We start from the raw sequence: 1852 nt of genomic DNA, 5'->3' as shown, positions 1-1852 counted from the left end.
TGTGGCCCCCGCTTTGCGTTTCTCTTTCAAACGATAGCTTTCACCGCTGATCTGAACGATGTGTGCATGATGTAACAGTCTATCGAGCATAGCTGCCGTCAGTGTCTGATCATCGGCAAAGGTGCTGGCCCACTGGCTAAAGGGCAGATTGCTCGTCAAGATCAGGCTCCCTTTCTCATAACGTTTGGCGATCACATTGAAAAACAGGTTTGCTTCCTCACGCCCAAACGGCAAGTAGCCTATCTCATCGATCACCAGTAAACGCGGCCCCATCACGACACGGCTGAAGTAGGCATTAAGCCGCTCCTGTCGTTGAGCTGCTTGCAGCTGCAACATCAGGTCTGCTGCGCTGATAAATCTGGTCTTGATGCCAGCCATCAGAGCCCGATAGGCCAGTGCGATGGCAAGATGCGTCTTGCCCACTCCGCTTGGGCCCAGCAGCACTATGTTTTCGCTACGCTCTATAAAAGCCAGGCTGGCCAACTCCTGCAACTGGCTGCGAGGTGCGCCACTGGCAAAGCCGAAGTCGTACTGCTCCAGCGTTTTGACCACGGGTAACGTGGCCAATTTGAGCAAGGTCTGGCGGGTGCGCTCGGTCCTCAAGGTCTGCTCTGCGTGCAGCAACCACTCCAGATAATCGGCGAAGCTCGCCTCCTCGTTGGCCGCCTTCTGAGCTAGTGTTGACCACTGGGCAGCAATCCCTTCCAAGCGCAGCGCCTGACTCAGGGCCATCAGGCGTTCATGCTGCAAGTTCATACGTTCACCTCCAGCAGGTCTTGGTATACCGATAGCGGATGCTGCAAGCTCTCCAGCGGCATGGGGCGCGCGGTGGCCGTGGTGCCGGGACTAACGGGTAGCGCCTGTGGCAGGGGTAGAAAATGAGGCAGCTCTTGTTGCAATCGGATAGCCGGGACTTCACCGGTAGTGCCATGGCTACGCTGGTTGGCGATGTCTTGCAACCAGGGGCCGATATGGGCATTGGCGGTTGACACATCTAGCGCCAGTCCTGCCTGCTTGAGGGTGGCTGCTAGTGGGGTGACAAAACTGCGTTTGAGGTAGCCGTTGAAGCGCTCGACCTTGCCTTTGGTCTGGGCCCGGTAGGGACGGCAGACGCGGGGGCGAAAACCGAACTCTTCGGCCAAGGCGAGCAGGGCCGGGTGCCAACGATGGTCACCTTCACCGTAGGCATCCCGTTCGCGGATGATGGTGCTGGCATTATCAAATAGCACCTCCTGCGGGACCCCACCGAAGAAATGACAAGCCTCACGCAGTCCGGTCAACCAGGCATCATTACGTTCGTGATCGAAGAAACGGACATAGCTGGCGCGGCTAAATCCCAGGGTAGCAACAAAGGCCTTTAGAGGCCGATTGCCGCGGCGGATAATGGTGAAATCGACCTGCATCTGTTTACCGGGGGCCGTTTCAAAACGGACGATGGTGCCAGAGGCGTCATGGCGCAGAGGCGATAACCAGGCCTTGAGCTGGGAGAGCCCGCCAGTGTAACCATGCTCTCGCAGTTCCCTGAGCAGAACCGTCGCCGGGATCCAGTGTGGCTTCGCTGCCTGGATACGCGCTTGCAGATAGGGTTTAAAAGGATCGAGCTTGGTTGGTCGGGCTGCTCGGTTGGGATAGATTGGCAGGCCCGGGTTGCGCAGATACTTGCGAACCGTGTTACGGGACACCCGCAATTGCTGGGCGATAGCCCGGATGCTCATGCCCTGACGGGCCAACACTCTGATTTCCACTGATAACTCCTGGGTCAACATGGGCGTGGCTCAAAAGCCACGATCTTGGCCCAGGTGGGTCAACTTTACTCCGGCGTTAGTGGGTCATTTTTACATCGGCGGTGACA

Annotated in this window: 2 protein-coding genes; both read right to left on the bottom strand. The window is 57.7% G+C overall.

All coding sequences use genetic code 11. The features are described from left to right. Positions 1-756 (bottom strand): IS21-like element ISAeme17 family helper ATPase IstB (istB, locus tag PG883_RS23350; RefSeq protein WP_270808435.1); only part of this gene is annotated, 756 nt, incomplete at its 3' end. Further along, positions 753-1766 carry an IS21-like element ISAeme17 family transposase gene (gene istA / locus PG883_RS23345; protein WP_101880927.1) on the bottom strand — a complete coding sequence of 338 codons (1014 nt, stop codon included), beginning with the start codon at positions 1764-1766 and terminating at the stop codon, positions 753-755. The genes istA and istB, both read right to left, overlap by 4 nt. Positions 1767-1852 lie beyond the last annotated feature (86 nt).

The organism is Aeromonas sp. QDB25 (genome assembly GCF_027707725.1).
GTDB classification, from domain to species: Bacteria; Pseudomonadota; Gammaproteobacteria; order Enterobacterales; family Aeromonadaceae; genus Aeromonas; species Aeromonas caviae.
Note: the sequence above shows the minus strand (reverse complement) of the source record. Positions and strands in the feature narration are given on the sequence as shown.

Excerpts from the sequence above, each read along its gene's own strand:
- istA (WP_101880927.1), bottom strand. The coding sequence starts at position 1,766 with ATGTTGACCCAGGAGTTATCAGTGGAAATCAGAGTGTTGGCCCGTCAG.